Origin of the sequence: Pseudomonas sp. (assembly GCF_041601375.1) — a bacterium.
Taxonomy (GTDB): domain Bacteria; phylum Pseudomonadota; class Gammaproteobacteria; order Pseudomonadales; family Pseudomonadaceae; genus Aquipseudomonas.
This window is the reverse complement of record NZ_JBFIIG010000033.1, coordinates 16,756-31,409: the sequence shown is the minus strand read 5'-3', so window position 1 is coordinate 31,409 and position 14,654 is coordinate 16,756. Positions and strand designations below refer to the sequence as shown.

The following is a 14,654-nucleotide window of genomic DNA, read 5'->3' as shown; positions in this document are numbered from 1 at the left end:
GCAATGCTGTTCACTTAAGCGGAGCAGCTTTGCGGTCAACTGGGTAGCGGGTCTTGGACATCTTCACCGTCCTGGGCGTCGATGGCCTGGGGCGTTTTTTTATGAATAGCAGGCCGATACTGCCGCGTAAATCCGCCAGCCGTCGGGGCGTATTTCCGGGTGACAGCGCGCCTGCTATGACTACCAGTTGAGCGGCAATGAACTGGCAGGCGAACTTGAAGCTGATCTCGCTCGGGGCCCGTTGGTGGGCCACCGCAGCCTGACTGGCCTCTCGACGCACCACGTTGTAGCCGAGTAATACCCCCCATAATTCCTGGTACACCAGGTCCACGGTCTTGCTGCGAAGCGTCAGCGTGTTGTCTTGCATTGAGCTTTTGATATCCCTGAATCCCAGTTCAATTTCCCAGCGTTCGTGATACAGCGTGGCGACCTGCTGGGCGCTAAATTGCTTGGCCGGCAACGAGGTGAACACCGTTTTGTCTTGGCCTTGCACTTCATAGGTGACCGCGCGAACCTGCCAGTGCTCCGGCAGCTGCGGGTTTTTCTTTCGCGCCTGGGGCGATACGCGCATTTGCACCAGGCAGTCGCCATCGCCGTAACGCTCGAGCTCGGTCGCCACTAGGCCTTTGCGCTCAGGAATCATCCAGTGTCGATTGGGCGCATCGTTTTGGATGCCCAAGAGCAGGTCTGCGCTGAAGAAACCTTTATCCAGCAGGGTCACCGAGTTCGCGGGAATGGCGCCGACAAAATCACTGGCCAGCGGAATTTCACCTTTGCGGTAAGGACTGATGGCAGCACTGGCGAACACATGAGAGCGGACATTGATCAAGGCGACCAAGCGCAGCATCGGATAAGGCGTTTGCCGCGTAGTCGAGGTATTGCCCGAACCAAAATGCTCCCGCAACTCAGTGGTTTCCTGGGTTCGAAACAACGCCCCGTCGACCGCGAAGACCTGCAGTCCATGCCACTGATCCTGCGGATAACCCTCATATCCCCAGACGTTGGCGCATTGCTGGAATAACCATTCGAGGGGTTGTTTGCCCAGCCGTTGGCGGGCGTGGGAAAGCGTGCTTTTGGCCAGCAAAACATCATTGGCCAGGCCTTCGGCACAGATATTAAGGCGGCGGGCGACCTCGGTAATCGGCTCGCTGCGAAAAAGCGCCATACCGACTACCAGCCACAAAACCATATCCGCGGGTAAGCGCCGCCGGCGAATAGTCGCCTGCTCGGCCAACAGTGCGGCGGCTTCAACCCATTCCTGCGGAATATGCTGGACCAACGTATCCAGCCGCGCCAAAGGCTGCCCGGCAGCGTCCAGTACGTCACTCAGATCCTGCGCAATAGACATAAAAAATCCGGAACCTGATAAGGGTTCCGGATTCTCCTGCTGAACAAGGATTAGTCAACAATCCTTAAGTGAACAGCATTGCCGCAACCGACGGGGCTTTTGCATCTCGACCCAGCTTAGATATTGCTGTCGAGAAACGCCGCCAGTTGCGACTTGGACAGCGCGCCAACCTTGGTGGCTTCGACGTTGCCATTCTTGAACAGCATCAGGGTCGGAATGCCACGCACGCCGTATTTCGGCGGAGTCTCCTGGTTTTCGTCGATGTTCAGCTTGCAGACTTTCAGCTTGCCCTGGTAAGTCTGGGCGATCTCATCGAGCACCGGCGCGATCATCTTGCACGGGCCGCACCACTCAGCCCAGTAGTCGACCAGCACCGGTCCCTCGGCCTGAATGACGTCCTGGTCGAAACTGGCGTCGCTGACATTGGTGATGAATTCGCTCATGGAAAGTCTCCGTGTTCGGAAGCAAAAGATGGCCGACATCATAGCCCGGCTTTCCCGACACAGGAAGGCGGACGCTATTGAGCTTATCTATAGGCCTTGGCAAAGGTCTGCGCAACTCCAGTCAGAAACTACCGGACCAGGACCGCGCAAGACGCCCAGACAGCCCCCTCGCAACGGGCTTGCCACCCGCGACGGGCTCGACTGGAACGGTAAACCGCCGGGCGGCCAAGCACAGGACAACGGCCTGCGGCATCGGTATGCGTTGGCGTGCCCGGGCGATCGTGGCAGGATGTCGGCGTTCCGCTTCGAGAAAGCCAACCATGCCGCATACCCCTGCAGAGTCATTTCCCTTGATTGCAGCCATCGACCTGGGCTCCAACAGTTTCCACATGGTGTTGGCCAAGGCCGATCATGGCGAACTGCGCATCCTCGAACGCCTGGGCGACAAGGTGCAACTGGCCGCCGGTATCGACGAACTGCGCCTGCTCGACGAGGCCTCCATGCAGCGCGGCCTCGACTGCCTGCGCCGCTTCGCCCAGCTGACCGCCAGCCTGCCGGAGGGGGCGGTGCGTATCGTCGGCACCAATGCCCTGCGCGAGGCGCACAACCGCGGCGACTTCATCCATCGCGCCGAGGCAATCCTCGGCCACCCGGTCGAAGTCATCTCCGGCCGCGAAGAAGCGCGGCTGATCTACCTCGGCGTGTCCCACAGCATCGCCGACACCCCGGGCAAACGCCTGGTGACCGATATCGGCGGCGGCAGCACCGAGTTCATCATCGGCCAGCGCTTCGAGCCCTTGCTGCGCGAGAGCCTGCAGATGGGCTGCGTGAGCTACACCCAGCGCTACTTCAAGGACGGCAAGATCACCCCGGCCCGTTACGCCCAGGCCTATACCGCGGCCCGCCTGGAGATCATGGGCATCGAGCATGCCCTGCGCAGGCTCGGCTGGCAGGATGCGGTGGGAGCGTCCGGCACCATCAAGGCCATCGGCCTGGCGATCCAGGCCGCCGGGCTGGGCAATGGCGAGATCAACCCGGACGGCCTGGCCTGGCTCAAACGCAAGATCTTCAAGCTCGGCGACGTGGACAAGCTCGACCTCGGCGGCATCAAACCGGATCGCCGCGGGATATTCCCCGCCGGGCTGGCCATTCTCGAAGCGATTTTCGATGCCTGCGAGCTCGAGCGCATGACGCACTCCGAAGGCGCCCTGCGCGAAGGCGTGCTCTATGACCTGCTCGGCCGCCATCACCACGAAGATGTCCGCCAGCGCACCCTGAGCGCGCTGATGGAGCGCTACCACGTCGATCTGGAGCAGGCGGCCCGGGTCGAGCACAAGGCCCTGGAAGCCCTCGATCAGGTGGCGGACAGCTGGGGACTGGGTGACGAGTGGCATCGCGAGCTGCTGATCTGGGCCGCACGAGTGCATGAACTGGGACTGGACATCGCCCACTACCAGTACCACAAGCACGGCGCCTACCTGATCGAGCACTCCGACCTGGCCGGTTTCTCACGCCTGGATCAGCAGATGCTCGCCCTGCTGGTGCGCGGTCACCGGCGCAACATTCCCAAGGACAAGCTCGGCGAATTCGGCGAAGAAGGCATCAAGCTGATCCGCCTGTGCGTACTGCTGCGTTTCGCCATCCTCTTCCATCACATCCGCGGCACCCAGGCGATGCCCAAGGTGCAGTTGCAGGCCAGCGCGCAGAGCCTGGAAATCGTCTTTCCCGACGGCTGGCTGGAGGCCAACCCGCTGACCCAGGCGGATTTCGCTCAGGAAGCGGGCTGGCTCAAGCGCATCGGAGTCGAACTCAGCGTGCGCTGACCAGCGGCACGGTCAACTTCTCCAGCAATCCGGCCTGCGCGCTACGCGGGTTCTGGTTGCCGGTCGGGCTGCTGCGCACATAGCGACCATCCGGCTGCAGCACCCAGCTCTGGGTGTTGTCGGTCAGGTAGGCCTCCAGCTCCTTCTTCACCCGCAGGATCAGCTTCTTGCCTTCCACCGGGAAACAGGTCTCGACACGCTTGTCGAGGTTGCGTTCCATCCAGTCGGCGCTAGACAGGTAGATCTTCTCCTCACCCTCGTTGAGGAAGTAGAACACCCGCGTGTGCTCGAGGAAGCGACCGATGATCGAGCGCACCTGGATGTTGTGCGACACCCCCGGGATACCCGGGCGCAGGCAGCACATACCGCGTACCACCAGATCGATGCGCACCCCGGTCTGACTGGCCTTGTACAGCGCACGGATGATCTTCGCGTCGGTCAGCGAATTGAACTTGGCGATGATGTGCGCCGGCTTGCCCTCGCTGGCCTGGGCGGTTTCCTTGGCGATCAGGTCGAGCAGGGTTTTCTTCAGGGTGAAGGGCGCGTGCAGCAGCTTCTTCATGCGCAGGGTCTTGCCCATGCCGATCAGCTGGCTGAACATCTTCGCCACGTCCTCGCCGAGGGCCACATCGGCGGTGAGCAGGCTGTAGTCGGTGTACAGCTTGGCGTTGCCGGCGTGGTAGTTGCCGGTGCCCAGGTGCGCATAGCGGACGATCTCGCCGCTCTCGCGGCGCAAAACCAGCATCATCTTGGCGTGGGTCTTGAAACCGACCACGCCGTAGATCACCACCGCACCGGCCGCCTGCAGGCGACTGGCCAGGGCCAGGTTGGACTCCTCGTCGAAGCGCGCGCGCAGCTCGATCACCGCGGTGACTTCCTTGCCGTTGCGCGCGGCCTCGACCAGCGCATCGACGATTTCCGAGTTGGCGCCGCTGCGGTACAGGGTCTGCTTGATCGCCAGCACGTGCGGGTCTTTCGCCGCCTGACGGAGCAGATCGACCACCGGGGTGAAGGACTCGAACGGGTGCAGCAGGAGGATGTCCTGCTTGCTGATCACGCTGAAGATGTTGTCGCTGTTCTGCAGCAGCTTGGGGATCACCGGGGTGAACGGCGGGTACTGCAACTCCGGATGACTGGCCAGGCCGGTGATGCTGAACAGGCGGGTCAGGTTGACCGGGCCGCTGACCCGGTACAGTTCGCTCTCGCTCAGGCTGAACTGCTTGAGCAGGTAATCCAGCAGCGGCCGCGGGCAGGTGTCGACCACCTCCAGGCGTACCGCATCGCCGTAACGCCGCGAGAACAACTCGCCGCGCAGGGCGCGGGCCAGATCCTCGACGTCCTCGGTGTCCACCGACAGGTCGGCGTTGCGGGTCAGGCGGAACTGGTAGCAGCCTTTGACCTTCATGCCCTGGAACAGGTCGTCGGCATGCGCGTGGATCATCGAGGAGAGGAACACGTAGTTGTCGCCGGGGCCACCGACCTCCTCCGGCACCTTGATGATCCGCGGCAACAGGCGCGGCGCCGGGATGATCGCCAGCCCCGAATCGCGGCCGAAGGCGTCGACGCCCTCCAGCTCGACGATGAAGTTCAGGCTCTTGTTCACCAGCAAGGGGAACGGATGGGTCGGATCCAGGCCGATCGGCGTGATAATGGGCGCGATTTCGTCGCGAAAGTAGCGGCGCACCCAGGCCTTCAGCTTGGTGTTCCAGTGACGCCGACGGATGAAGTTGACGCTGTGCTTCGCCAGCGCCGGGAACAGTACATCGTTGAGGATCGCGTACTGACGATCGACCTGCTCGTGCGCCAACTCGGAAATCCGCGCCAGCGCCTGATGCGGCTGCAAGCCATCGGCACCGGCCTGCTCGCGGGCGAAGTTGATCTGCTTCTTCAGGCCGGCGACGCGGATCTCGAAGAACTCGTCCAGGTTGCTGGAGAAGATCAGCAGAAACTTCAGCCGCTCGAGCAACGGGTAGGACTCATCCAGCGCCTGCTCCAGCACGCGGATATTGAATTGCAGCTGCGACAACTCGCGGTGGATATACAGGCTGCTGTCGTCCAGCCCAGGCACCACCATGGGCGGTGCCGGCGTTGGCGCGGGCGTTTCGATCGGCGGCAGGATTTCCGTCGGCAGTTCGGCGACGACCGCTTCGGCAGTCTGCAGTTCGCTCGGGGCGGGTCCTTCGGTAGTCATTGGATCGTCCTGGCCGGACTAGTGTCCCGGCTGTAACAGTTCTGCCGCACGAACGGCGAAATAGGTAAGAATGCCATCGGCACCGGCCCGCTTGAAAGCGGTCAGCGATTCGAGAATCACCGCCTCGCCCAGCCAACCGTTCTGGATCGCAGCCATATGCATGGCGTACTCGCCACTGACTTGGTAGACAAAGGTTGGCACGCGAAATTCCTGCTTGACCCGCCAGAGGATGTCCAGATAAGCCATGCCCGGCTTGACCATGACCATGTCGGCGCCTTCGGCCAGGTCGGCGGCCACTTCATGCAGCGCCTCGTCGCCGTTGGCCGGGTCCATCTGGTAGCTAGCCTTGTTGGCCTTGCCCAGGTTGGCCGCCGAGCCCACCGCATCGCGGAACGGGCCGTAGTAGGCGCTGGCGTACTTGGCCGAGTAGGCCATGATGCGCACATTGGGGAAATCGGCCAGCTCCAGGGTCTCGCGGATCGCCTGCACCCGGCCGTCCATCATGTCCGAGGGCGCGACCACCTGGGCCCCGGCCTCGGCATGCGACAACGCCTGCTTGACCAGGGCGTCGACGGTGACGTCGTTGAGCACGTAGCCGTCTGCGTCGAGGATGCCGTCCTGGCCGTGGGTGGTGAAGGGATCCAGGGCCACGTCGCTGATGATGCCCAACTCCGGGAAGCGTGCACGCAGGGCGCGAATCGCGCGCTGGGCGATGCCCTCGGGGTTCCATGCCTCCCTGCCGTCCAGGGACTTGTTCTCCAGCGGCGTCACCGGAAACAGCGCCAGCGCCGGGATGCCCAGTGCCACCCACTTCTCCGCCTCGTGCAGCAGCAGGTCGATGGACAGACGCTCGACGCCTGGCATCGAGGCGATCGCCTCGCGGCGGTTGACGCCGTCGAGCACGAACACCGGCAGGATCAGGTCGTCGACACTCAACCGATGCTCACGCACCAGGCGCCGGGAAAAGTCATCGCGCCGGTTGCGCCGCAGGCGGGTAGTGGGAAACAGGCGATTGGCGGGGGTAAAACTCACGGCAGACTCCATAGCCCGCACGAACGGGCGAGCGTGACAGTTATAAGCCACCATTATGACTAAATGATGACGATCGCAGGCGAAACTGCGCCAATGCGTCGCGGCAGCCTGCCGATATTGTGACCATCGAGCTCACCGGCGTCGAGCGATGCCCCGTTTTCCCCAGCGACGCGAGGGAGTAGGCTGTGCGCCTGACTCTTCGGCCGCCGCCATGCTCGAACATCTTCTGCAGCAATTTGGCTATCCCGCGGTGCTGCTTGGCACCTTTCTCGAGGGCGAGATGGCGCTGCTGCTGGCGGCGTACCTGGCTCTGCGCGGTTACCTGAGCATCCAACTGGTGGTGCTGTTCGCCTTCTGCGGCACCTACGCCAGCGACCAGCTGTGGTATTTCCTCGGCCGCCGCCATGGCCGTCGCATCCTCGCCCGCCGCCCCCACTGGCAGGGCCTGGGCGACAAGGCACTGCTGCTCCTGCGCCGGCATCCGGACCTGTGGGTATTGGGCTTTCGTTTCATTTACGGCATGCGCACGGTGATGCCGCTGGCCATCGGCCTGTCCGGCTACTCATGGCGCCGCTACCTGCTGCTGGACGCCATCGGCGTGACCATCTGGGCTACCGGCCTGGGGCTGGCGGCCTATTACCTGGGCGCGGCGCTGGAAACCATCCTCGGCGACTTCCGCCGCTACCAGCTGTATGTCTTCGGCGCGCTGCTGCTGCTCGCCCTGGGCTTCTGGCTACGCCAGCGCCTGCGCCGCTCGGCGCACTGATTCCCCCGCCAGCGCCGCCCAGCCAGCGGAGCCGCGGCGCTGAGCTCTCAGCCCAAGCGGATATCGCTTGGCGCGAGCTAATTCATCCCCGGCCCATATCGCTGCCAAAGCCCAGCGGCTAGGATTAGCAGCATACCCAGGCCGATGATGATACGCCCGGCTCCCGCGGCCACTCACCCCATCAGCGCGTCGAGGTTCGGCCGCAGACCAGCCATAATCTACACAGCCGTCTTGGCTCAGCCCAGTGATCAGGAGTTCTCGATGAACAGAAAAGTAGCGGTGATTCTTTCCGGTTGCGGCGCATATGACGGCGCAGAGATCCATGAGAGCGTGATCACCCTGCTGCGCCTCGACCAGCGCGGCGCCACGGTGCAATGCTTTGCGCCAGATATGCAGCAACTGCACGTGGTCGATCATTACAGCGGCGACGAAATGGACGAGACGCGCAACGTCCTGGTGGAGGCTGCCCGCATCGCACGCGGCAAGGTCAAGGACGTCCGCGAACTGCATGCCGACGATTTCGACGCCCTGATCATGCCCGGCGGCTTTGGCGTGGCCAAGAACCTCTCCGACTTCATCGTCGGCGGCGCCAACTGCAAGGTGCAGCCCGACGTACTGAACGCTGCCCAAGCCTTCGTCAAGGCCGGCAAACCGGTCGGGCTGATGTGCATCGCCCCGGTCCTGGCGGCAAAAATCTTCGGCCAGGGCGTGGTCTGCACCATCGGCAACGACCAGGAAACCGCCGCCGCACTGACGCAAATGGGCGCCACCCATCACGAGTGCGAGGTCAGCGATATTGTCGAGGATCACACCCACAAGCTGGTCACCACGCCCGCCTACATGCTCGCCCAGTCGATCAGCGAAGCGGCCTCGGGCATCAACAAGCTGGTCGACCGGGTGCTCGAACTGACCCACGCCTAGTAGCCTGGCCGAGAATGGCGACCTGCAAAACCTCGTACTCTCGGACAGGCTGCTAGGGTGAATCCGCCAATGCGCGCGGCACAGCCGCCGCGCCTCTGGCCAAACAGGTTCGCCTGCGGCAGCGTGAGTGAAACCCCACAAAGGCAGACGTCATGACCACTCCAGCTCTCGAACTCAGCGAGGAACTGCAGCAGGCGGTAAGCGGCTTTTTTCAGCGCATCCCGTTCAACCGGATGCTCGGCATCCAACTCGGCGAGATGAGTACGCAGCGGGTGACCATGCACCTGCCGATGAAGCCCGAGCTGATCGGCAACTTCGTCCACGGCATCCTGCATGGCGGGGTCATCTCATCGCTGCTGGATGTCGTCGGTGGCGCCATGGCGCTGATCGGCGCTTTCGACAAACACCAGCACCTGCCCAGCACCGAACGCATGACGCGACTGTCCAAGCTGGGCACCATCGACCTGCGCATCGACTACCTGCGCCCCGGTCGCGGCCAGCACTTCACCGCCAGCGCCGTGCTGCTGCGTTCCGGCAACAAGGTCGCGGTGGTACGCAGCGAACTGCACAGCGATGACGGCACCCTGATCGCGGTGGGCACCGGCACCTATCTGTGCGGCTAGGAGCCTGTCGGGCTGGAACGGCCGACCTTCAGCCCCGCATCAAACGGGTCAAAATACGATCCAGCGAGTTGGCGAAGGCCTGTTTGTCGCGCTCGCCGTAAGGCCCCTGACCGCCGCCGATCTGACCTTGTTCACGCAGATCGGTAAACAAATTGCGCACTGCCAGACGCTCGCCCATGTTGCCCTCGTCGAACTCCTTGCCGCGCGGATCGAGAGCGGCAACGCCTTTCTTGACCAAGCGGTCGGCCAGCGGTACATCGCTGCAAATCACCAGCTCACCGGGCTGGGCGTGCTCGACCAGATAATCGTCCGCCGCATCCGGGCCACTGGGCACCACGATCAGCCGCACGCACGCATAAGCCGGCTTGGCCTGCGCCTGACCGGCCACCAGCACCACCTCTAAGCCGCGCTTGAGGGCAAACTTGACCAACTGATCGCGCGCGGCACGCGGGCAGGCATCGGCATCTATCCAGACACGCATAATCGTTGTTTCCTTCATTCTTGAGCATCAGTATGCCATTCACCCAACCAATCCGTGATCACGCAAACGACGCACAAGCCTTGTCGCCCCAGCCAAGCAGGAGCACTGCAAATTGAATTTCTGGCAACGACTCTCCGAGCCAGCCGAAGCAGTCGTCTGCGGCGCCAGCCGTGGCATCGGCCTGGCCATGACCGAACAACTGCTGGCCCGCGCAGATGTGGCGCGGGTCTGGGCGGTAGCGCGCAACGCCCGGCAAGCCCCAGGCCTGGCAACGCTGGCCAAGACTCATGGCGAGCGTCTACAGTGCCTGGATGTGGATGTCTGCGCTGAAACAGCACTAGCCGAACTGGCCAGTCGCTTGCGCGACGCCGTCCCGCATCTGCATCTGCTGGTGTGCAGTATCGGTGTATTGCACAGCGGCGCCGCGAAAGCCGAAAAGGGCCTCGCCCAACTGGAGTTGCAAGGCCTGCAGGCGACCTTCCAGGTCAACGCCTTCGCCCCGATCCTGCTGCTCAAGCACCTGCTGCCGCTACTGCGCGGCCGCCACCCCTGCACGGTCGCTGCACTCTCGGCGCGGGTGGGTTCGATTGGCGACAACCGCCTCGGCGGCTGGTACAGCTATCGCGCCAGCAAGGCTGCCCTGAACCAATTACTGCACACCGCCAGTATCGAACTGACGCGTCTCAACCCACAAAGCTGCGTGCTGAGCCTGCATCCCGGCACTACCGACACCGAGTTGTCGAAGCCCTTCCAGGCCAACGTACCTGCCGACAAACTCTTCAGCACCGCGTTCGCCGCAGAACACCTGCTGACCCAGATCGAGCGCCGCGGCCCCGAACAGTCCGGTACTTTCTGGGCCTGGGACGGCCAGCCAATCCCCTGGTGAGAGGGGCTCAGAGGTTGTGAAAAAATCGAGCGCCGTAGCGAGGCTGTCTCCAGGCGTTCACGTAGCGCAACGCCGCAGCGGACATTTGGAGGCGGTCGCAGTAGGCGAGAGTTTTTTCACAAGCTCTCAGACGGGTGCACGGCGCACCGTGGCCAGCAATGCCGCTGCGCCAACGAACAGCACACCGAAAGTTCGGTTCATCATCCGCTGCTGACGCGGCGAGCGCAGTGCCCGCAGCGCCCGCGCGGCCAGCCCGGTGTAGCCGGCCATGACGATCAGGTCGACGCAGATCATGGTCACCCCCATCACCAGATACTGACCAAGCAGCGGCGCTTGCGGGTCGAGGAATTGCGGCAGCACCGCGAGCATGAAGACGATGGCCTTGGGGTTGCTGAAATTCACCAGAAAACCGCGCAGGACCAAGGTCAGCGGCCGGCCGATCGGGCGCTCGGCCGGCGCCGCCATATCACTGGGCAAGGCCCGCCACTGGCGATAACCGAGGTACACCAGATAGACCACGCCGAACCACTTGATCAGGCTGAACGCCACTTCCGATGCAGCGAGAATCGCCCCGACACCGGCGGCGACGATAACGATCTGTAGCGCCAGGCCCAACTGCAGCCCCAGGGCATTCCAGTAGCCGCGGCAGAAGCCGTATTGCAGCCCGGCGGACATCGAGGCAATGGCCCCGGCCCCCGGCGACAGGCTGATGATCCAACAGGCGACGAAGAACGCCAGCCAGGTCTCGAGTGCCATGGCGGATACCTCAAACAGAACAATAAAAAGGGGTAGGCCGCCTAGCCTACCCCTTGTTGTGTTGCTCGCCCAGCCGGCCGATCAGTCCGGCAAGTCTTTACGCAGGTGCACCGGCTTCAGCTCTTCTTTGCGCGCCCGGGCACGGGCCGTACGCAGGCGGATATTGACGGCTTCCACCGCCAGCGAGAAGGCCATGGCGAAGTACACATAGCCCTTGGGCACATGCACGTCGAAGGCTTCGGCGATCAAGACGGTGCCGACCACGATGAGGAACGACAGCGCAAGCATCTTCAGGCTCGGGTGCTTGTCGATAAAGTCGCTGATGGTGCCGGCCGAAAGCATCATCACGATGACCGAGATGACGATGGCGGCGACCATCACCGGTACGTTGTCGACCAGACCGACCGCGGTGATCACCGAGTCCAGCGAGAAGACGATATCGATGATGGCGATCTGTACGATGATGCCCATGAAGCCATAGGCCTTGCCGCCTGAAGCCTGACCTTCCTCTTCGCCTTCCAGGCTGTGGTAGATCTCCGCGGTACTCTTGAACAGCAGGAACAGGCCGCCGAAGAACAGAATCAGATCGCGTCCGGAAAAACCCTCGCCGAAGACATGAAACAGGTCGTTGGTCAGGCGCATCACCCAGCTGATCGACAGCAGCAGCAGGATCCGCGTGCCCATGGCCAGGGCCAGGCCGAAGAAGCGCGCCTTGGGCTGCTGATGCTTGGGCAGGCGGCTGACCAGGATCGAGATAAATATGATGTTGTCGATGCCGAGGACGATTTCCAGGGCGGTCAGGGTCAGAAATGCGACCCAGAGTTCAGGATTGGCCAGCCATTCCATAGGGATTAAATCTCGAGTTTGCGGGCAGAGGGTAGTTCGCCATTGCGCCAGCGGCGCACGGCTTTCTGGAAAAACAGGCTATTGGGAACTTGCACCCAGGTTCCCGGCGCGTCGCCACTGAGGTCTTCCAGGGTGGTGTAGAACAGGTTGATTTCCAGGACCCGGCCTCTGACGCCCAACTTGTCGGCGCTCTCGATGACCTCGATGCAGTCGCCGATCCGGAACGGCGTCAGGACGAAGATCAACAGCGCGCAGAACATATTGGACAGCACGCTCCAGATGGCGAAGAACGCCACCGCCGCGACGGCGATAAAACCGGTGAGCGCCGCCCACAGCACCTGCGCAGAAACGCCCAAACGCTCCAGCACCAACATGCTGGCACTGCCGATGAGCAGCCAGCGCAGGCCACCTCGCAGCGGCAGCAAGAGCCCCGCGGGCAACTGTGGATAACGCCTACCCAGGCGGTCCAGGCCACGTGCCAGCAAACCCTGCAGCAGCCAGGCCAACAACATGATCAGCACGATCTGGGCGGCACTCAGCAGCGGCTCGCGGTAGGCACTCAACCATTCCCAGCCGAACACCTCGACACTCAACTGGCCATCTCCAGCTCAGCCTGCAAGGCCTCGAGGGTTTCCAGTGCCTCCAGCCAGCGCTCTTCCAGGTCGGCCTCACGGCTCTTCAGCTTGGCCTGCTCGGCCAGCGCGTCGCGCAACTGGTTCTTGCTCGCTGCCTCGTAGATCCCGCTGTCGCCCAGGCGGGCTTCCACGGCAGCCAGGCTCGCATGCAGTTGACCGAGCTCCTTTTCCAGCTTGTCGGCCTCACGCTTGAGCGGCGCCAGCTGCTGGCGCAGCGCCGCCGCGGCCTGGCGCTGGGCGCGCTTGTCGGTTTTATCCAGGTTGCCTTCGCCGTTGCCGACCGGTGCCTGGCGCACCCGGAAGTCCGCCAACCAGCGCGCGTAGTCCTCGAGATCGCCATCGAACGGCTGCACCCGGCCATCGGCGACCAGGAGAAACTCATCGGTGGTGCTCTTGAGCAGATGGCGATCATGCGAGACCACCACCACGGCGCCGGAAAACTCCTGCAGGGCCATGGTCAGCGCCAGGCGCATCTCCAGGTCGAGGTGGTTGGTTGGCTCATCGAGCAGCAACAGGTTGGGTTTGCCCCAGGCGATCAGGGCCAGGGCCAGGCGCGCTTTTTCGCCCCCGGAAAAATTCAGCACCGGCTCGTCGCAGCGCGGACCGCGGAAATCGAAGCCGCCGAGGAAGTCGCGCAGGGTCTGCTCGCGCTCGGTCGGGGCCAGGCGCTGGAAATGCAGCAACGGACTGGCCTTGTCGTCGAGGGCGTCGAGCTGATGCTGGGCAAAATAGCCCACCACCAGGTTCTCGCCGCGCTGCAGGCGCCCGCCGATCGGCTGCAGCTCACCCGCCAGGGTCTTGATCAGGGTCGATTTACCGGCACCGTTGGGGCCGAGCAAGCCCAGCCGCGCGCCGGGCGCCAACTGCAACTTGACCTGTTCGAGCACCACCTTGTCGCCATAGCCGAGACGGCCTTCGCTCAGGTCCAGCAGCGGGCTGGAAATCTTGCTGGCCTCACGAAAGGTGAAGTCGAACGGCGAATCGACATGCGCGGCGGACAACTCCTCCATGCGCTCCAATGCCTTGATCCGGCTCTGCGCCTGGCGCGCCTTGGTCGCCTGGGCCTTGAAGCGGGCGATGTACTTTTCCATGTGCGCGCGCTGCGCCTGCTGCTTCTCGAACGCCTGCTGCTGCTGGGCCAGGCGCTCGGCGCGGGTGCGTTCGAAGGCCGAATAACCGCCGCGATAGAGGGTCAGCTTGCGCTGCTCGACGTGTGCCACATGATCGACCACCGCATCGAGAAAATCGCGGTCGTGGGAAATCAGCAGCAGGGTGCCGGGGTAGTTCTGCAGCCAGCCTTCCAGCCAGAGAATCGCATCCAGGTCCAAGTGGTTGGTCGGCTCGTCGAGTAACAGCAGGTCGGAGGGGCACATCAGCGCCTGGGCCAGGTTCAGGCGCATGCGCCAGCCACCGGAGAAGTCGCCGACACGGCGATCCATCTGCGCACTCTCAAAGCCCAGGCCGGCGAGCAATTTGCGCGCACGGGCATCGGCGGCATAACCATCGAGGTTATCCAGCTCGGTGTGCAGGCGCGCAATCGCGACGCCATCATGCGCGGCCTCGGCCACGAGCAGTTCGGCCTGGACCCGACGCAGCTGCACATCGCCATCGAGCACATAGTCCACCGCCTGGCGCTCGACGGCGTCGATCTCCTGACGCATATGGGCAATGCGCCAGTCGGCGGGAATCAGACAGTCGCCCGCGTCCGCGCTCAAGTCGCCGCGCAGCAAGGCGAACAGGCTCGACTTGCCGGCGCCATTGGCACCGATCAGGCCGGCTTTATGGCCGGGATGCAGGGTCAGCTCGGCGTCTTCTAGCAGACGCTGCGGGCCACGCTGTAAAGTGAGGTTCTGGAGTCGAATCATAATGGCGGCGGAGTCTACCAGAGTCGCCCGCGGCATAC

The 14,654-nt window shown here is 63.3% G+C and carries 14 protein-coding genes; 5 read left to right on the top strand and 9 right to left on the bottom strand.

Annotated elements, in window-relative coordinates; translation table 11 throughout:
• Positions 1-10 precede the first annotated feature (10 nt).
• Both ABZE94_RS07125 and trxA read right to left on the bottom strand, forming a co-directional pair.
• A complete protein-coding gene (locus tag ABZE94_RS07125) occupies positions 11-1,348 on the bottom strand; it encodes an IS4 family transposase (protein ID WP_372874840.1) in 1,338 nt (445 codons plus the stop codon).
• A gap of 116 nt (positions 1,349-1,464) precedes the next feature.
• Complete coding sequence (trxA, locus tag ABZE94_RS07120) at positions 1,465-1,791, bottom strand: thioredoxin TrxA (RefSeq protein WP_298110505.1); 327 nt, start codon at positions 1,789-1,791, stop codon at positions 1,465-1,467.
• A 320-nt stretch (positions 1,792-2,111) separates the two neighbouring features.
• Between trxA and ppx the strand changes: the two genes are divergently transcribed.
• Positions 2,112-3,614 (top strand): exopolyphosphatase, encoded by a 1,503-nt coding sequence (gene ppx, locus ABZE94_RS07115; protein WP_372874839.1) that lies wholly within the window; start codon positions 2,112-2,114, stop codon positions 3,612-3,614.
• On the opposite strand, the gene ppk1 is transcribed toward ppx, so the two are convergent.
• A complete protein-coding gene (ppk1, locus tag ABZE94_RS07110; RefSeq protein ID WP_372874838.1) occupies positions 3,601-5,805 on the bottom strand; it encodes a polyphosphate kinase 1 in 2,205 nt (734 codons plus the stop codon). The two genes, ppx and ppk1, sit on opposite strands and share 14 nt — an antisense overlap.
• 18 nt (positions 5,806-5,823) lie before the next feature.
• Positions 5,824-6,837, bottom strand: a complete 1,014-nt coding sequence (gene hemB, locus ABZE94_RS07105; RefSeq protein WP_372874837.1) for a porphobilinogen synthase — start codon at positions 6,835-6,837, stop codon at positions 5,824-5,826.
• 211 nt (positions 6,838-7,048) lie between these two features.
• On the opposite strand from hemB, the gene ABZE94_RS07100 reads away from it, so the two are divergent.
• The 3 genes from ABZE94_RS07100 to ABZE94_RS07090 all read left to right on the top strand — a co-directional run bounded on the left by ABZE94_RS07100 (position 7,049) and on the right by ABZE94_RS07090 (position 9,147).
• Complete coding sequence (locus ABZE94_RS07100) at positions 7,049-7,603, top strand: DedA family protein (RefSeq protein ID WP_372874836.1); 555 nt, start codon at positions 7,049-7,051, stop codon at positions 7,601-7,603.
• A gap of 261 nt (positions 7,604-7,864) precedes the next feature.
• The gene (gene elbB, locus ABZE94_RS07095; RefSeq protein WP_372874835.1) at positions 7,865-8,524 is read left to right on the top strand and encodes an isoprenoid biosynthesis glyoxalase ElbB; all 660 of its coding nucleotides are present in this window, start codon (positions 7,865-7,867) and stop codon (positions 8,522-8,524) included.
• A gap of 152 nt (positions 8,525-8,676) precedes the next feature.
• Positions 8,677-9,147 carry a thioesterase family protein gene (locus tag ABZE94_RS07090; RefSeq protein WP_372874834.1) on the top strand — a complete coding sequence of 157 codons (471 nt, stop codon included), beginning with the start codon at positions 8,677-8,679 and terminating at the stop codon, positions 9,145-9,147.
• 28 nt (positions 9,148-9,175) lie between these two features.
• On the opposite strand, the gene ABZE94_RS07085 is transcribed toward ABZE94_RS07090, so the two are convergent.
• Complete coding sequence (locus ABZE94_RS07085; RefSeq protein ID WP_372874833.1) at positions 9,176-9,628, bottom strand: YaiI/YqxD family protein; 453 nt, start codon at positions 9,626-9,628, stop codon at positions 9,176-9,178.
• Between the two features lie 112 nt (positions 9,629-9,740).
• Between ABZE94_RS07085 and ABZE94_RS07080 the strand changes: the two genes are divergently transcribed.
• Entirely contained in the window at positions 9,741-10,514 is a 774-nt protein-coding gene (locus ABZE94_RS07080; RefSeq protein ID WP_372874832.1) for an SDR family NAD(P)-dependent oxidoreductase, read from the top strand.
• Between the two features lie 126 nt (positions 10,515-10,640).
• Here ABZE94_RS07080 and rhtB read toward each other — a convergent pair whose 3' ends face one another.
• The 4 genes from rhtB to ABZE94_RS07060 all read right to left on the bottom strand — a co-directional run bounded on the left by rhtB (position 10,641) and on the right by ABZE94_RS07060 (position 14,616).
• On the bottom strand, positions 10,641-11,270 hold the full coding sequence (rhtB, locus tag ABZE94_RS07075) for a homoserine/homoserine lactone efflux protein (RefSeq protein ID WP_372874831.1): 630 nt from the start codon (positions 11,268-11,270) through the stop codon (positions 10,641-10,643).
• Between the two features lie 81 nt (positions 11,271-11,351).
• On the bottom strand, positions 11,352-12,116 hold the full coding sequence (locus ABZE94_RS07070; RefSeq protein ID WP_372874830.1) for a TerC family protein: 765 nt from the start codon (positions 12,114-12,116) through the stop codon (positions 11,352-11,354).
• A 5-nt stretch (positions 12,117-12,121) separates the two neighbouring features.
• The gene (locus ABZE94_RS07065) at positions 12,122-12,628 is read right to left on the bottom strand and encodes a mechanosensitive ion channel domain-containing protein (protein ID WP_372874842.1); all 507 of its coding nucleotides are present in this window, start codon (positions 12,626-12,628) and stop codon (positions 12,122-12,124) included.
• 77 nt (positions 12,629-12,705) lie between these two features.
• On the bottom strand, positions 12,706-14,616 hold the full coding sequence (locus ABZE94_RS07060; protein WP_372874829.1) for an ATP-binding cassette domain-containing protein: 1,911 nt from the start codon (positions 14,614-14,616) through the stop codon (positions 12,706-12,708).
• Positions 14,617-14,654 lie beyond the last annotated feature (38 nt).

Bases quoted from the DNA above. Each gene is read 5' to 3' on its own strand.
- ABZE94_RS07125 (WP_372874840.1), bottom strand. From the start codon at position 1,348: ATGTCTATTGCGCAGGATCTGAGTGACGTACTGGACGCTGCCGGGCAG.
- trxA (WP_298110505.1), bottom strand. From the start codon at position 1,791: ATGAGCGAATTCATCACCAATGTCAGCGACGCCAGTTTCGACCAGGAC.
- ppx (WP_372874839.1), top strand. From the start codon at position 2,112: ATGCCGCATACCCCTGCAGAGTCATTTCCCTTGATTGCAGCCATCGAC.
- ppk1 (WP_372874838.1), bottom strand. From the start codon at position 5,805: ATGACTACCGAAGGACCCGCCCCGAGCGAACTGCAGACTGCCGAAGCG.
- ABZE94_RS07100 (WP_372874836.1), top strand. From the start codon at position 7,049: ATGCTCGAACATCTTCTGCAGCAATTTGGCTATCCCGCGGTGCTGCTT.
- elbB (WP_372874835.1), top strand. From the start codon at position 7,865: ATGAACAGAAAAGTAGCGGTGATTCTTTCCGGTTGCGGCGCATATGAC.
- ABZE94_RS07090 (WP_372874834.1), top strand. From the start codon at position 8,677: ATGACCACTCCAGCTCTCGAACTCAGCGAGGAACTGCAGCAGGCGGTA.
- ABZE94_RS07085 (WP_372874833.1), bottom strand. From the start codon at position 9,628: ATGCGTGTCTGGATAGATGCCGATGCCTGCCCGCGTGCCGCGCGCGAT.
- rhtB (WP_372874831.1), bottom strand. From the start codon at position 11,270: ATGGCACTCGAGACCTGGCTGGCGTTCTTCGTCGCCTGTTGGATCATC.
- ABZE94_RS07070 (WP_372874830.1), bottom strand. From the start codon at position 12,116: ATGGAATGGCTGGCCAATCCTGAACTCTGGGTCGCATTTCTGACCCTG.
- ABZE94_RS07065 (WP_372874842.1), bottom strand. From the start codon at position 12,628: ATGTTGTTGGCCTGGCTGCTGCAGGGTTTGCTGGCACGTGGCCTGGAC.
- ABZE94_RS07060 (WP_372874829.1), bottom strand. From the start codon at position 14,616: ATGATTCGACTCCAGAACCTCACTTTACAGCGTGGCCCGCAGCGTCTG.